Origin of the sequence: Salidesulfovibrio brasiliensis JCM 12178 (assembly GCF_001311825.1) — a bacterium.
GTDB classification, from domain to species: domain Bacteria; phylum Desulfobacterota; class Desulfovibrionia; order Desulfovibrionales; family Desulfovibrionaceae; genus Pseudodesulfovibrio; species Pseudodesulfovibrio brasiliensis.
This window is the reverse complement of record NZ_BBCB01000159.1, coordinates 1-1,678: the sequence shown is the minus strand read 5'-3', so window position 1 is coordinate 1,678 and position 1,678 is coordinate 1. Positions and strand designations below refer to the sequence as shown.

Sequence of the window (1,678 nt, the reverse complement as noted above, 5' to 3'; positions counted from 1 at the left end):
CTCGCCAACGAGCCGGGCGACAGGCTTGGCACGCTGCGTGCCACCCTCCAGCGCACCAACAGCCTCAACACCGCCACCACGCGCGGACTGGCTCAAGACCTCCCCCTGCCCTCCGGCCAGTGCAGGCCATTCAGCTCGACCCGCCATGCAGCGGCTGGGGCACTATCAACAAGGACCCCAAAGTCCGGGAACGCTGGACACCCGAGCGGCTCGGCCCGCTGACCGCCCTGCAGCGCGACCTGCTCGCCAAGGCCGCCGACCTTCTCGCGCCGGGGGGCAGGCTGGTCTACTCCACCTGCACCACCCATGAAGGGGAAAACGAGGAGCAGGCCCTCTGGGCGCTTGAAAACCTCCCGCTCGAGCAAACCCCTCTCGCCCGCCCCCAAGGATTCGTGTTCGACGATCCGGGCCTCGGCATTGAGGACGTTCTTCGCGTGGCGGATGATTCCGAGGGACAGGGCTTCTTTGTGGCTGCGTTCGTGAAAACGGGCGATGCAGAAGTGGCAACCGCTCCGAAGCGCGACCGCAGCAATTCCATGCGGCTGGACAAACTCCCCGGAGCCGAATCCATTGCCTTTGATGCCCTGCCGCCGGGCCGCGCTCAGGAGCACAACGGGCGTGTTTACTGGACGCCGAAGCCGTGCGTCGAGCTGATGAATACGGGCCTCAAGGCGCAGGGAACGCCCATCGGACGACTGGCCGGTCGCGGTCCCAAAACGAAATTCCGTCCGGAAGCCGTCGCGTGGGGGCTTTTGCCTGTAGGACCGCTTCCAAGCGCCTATGTTGCCGAGACAGAAGAACTCACCCGACTACTCAGCGGCCAGGGCCTGCCCTCCGAGGGGCGCAAACACCCGTCCGGCCTGTACTGGCGCGGCCTTCGCCTCGGCTGGCTGACGCCCAAGGGCAACCGTCTTCTGTGGCAGGAACGCTGACACTTTGAGGGCTTGCCTTTTTTTGCCAACCGAGAACGATTTTTTTTGCATTTATTGGTTGACAAGATCGACCCAGTTAGGACATACATCTTTCCGCGCTGAGAAAAACGCTCAGGGCCGAACCTGACGGTGCTTAACCCGTCGGGCCGTAAAAAGCGGAGCCGTAGTTAAGCTGGTTATAACGCCGGCCTGTCACGCCGGAGGCCGAGGGTTCGAGTCCCTTCGGCTCCGCCAGTAAAATCAAAGGGTTACACGAAAGTGTGACCCTTTTTTTGTGCTTTTTTCCCGTTTCGTGGCTCGTCTTCGTGGCTTCAGGTGACACGCAGCTTTTTCGGCACTACCCTCAACCTGCCTGTAAGCCATCAGCTTTCACCTTCTGCCTTGTCCCACAGGCCGTGTTCGCTCGACGGCGTCCGCATGGCCTTGTCCAAGGCGCTCACCGCCCGATTGTTTCTGGTGGTGCGGTGGATGTACCGTTCCGTCGTGCGTGTAGAGGTGTGGCGAAGCAACTGCTGGATGTCCAGAATGTTTGCTCCGGTCTCCATGCCGATGCTTGCCGACAGGTGGCGGATGCCGTGAAACCCGAATTGCCAGACCCCGGCTTTGTCGCACAGCTTGCTCAGCCACCGATTGTGGCTGTCCCGGACCATCCAAAGGGACTGATCAAACACAAATTCCGCTTTTCCGGCTTGCAGCTTGCGTTTGGCAAGCTCTGCCCGGAGAGCATCGGCCATGGGAACTTCATC

At 61.6% G+C, this 1,678-nt stretch carries 2 protein-coding genes and 1 tRNA gene; 2 read left to right on the top strand and 1 reads right to left on the bottom strand.

Features of this window, described 5'->3' with window-relative positions:
- The first annotated feature begins 119 nt into the window (after positions 1–119).
- Both JCM12178_RS17310 and JCM12178_RS17305 read left to right on the top strand, forming a co-directional pair.
- Positions 120–932 carry an RsmB/NOP family class I SAM-dependent RNA methyltransferase gene (locus JCM12178_RS17310; RefSeq protein WP_054653222.1) on the top strand — a complete coding sequence of 271 codons (813 nt, stop codon included), beginning with the start codon at positions 120–122 and terminating at the stop codon, positions 930–932.
- Positions 933–1,089: 157 nt separating this feature from the next.
- A tRNA-Asp gene (locus JCM12178_RS17305) sits at positions 1,090–1,166 on the top strand.
- A 128-nt stretch (positions 1,167–1,294) separates the two neighbouring features.
- Here the strand turns inward: JCM12178_RS17305 and JCM12178_RS17300 are convergent.
- Positions 1,295–1,678: tyrosine-type recombinase/integrase (locus JCM12178_RS17300; protein WP_157054986.1), on the bottom strand; the 384-nt coding region annotated here is incomplete at its 5' end.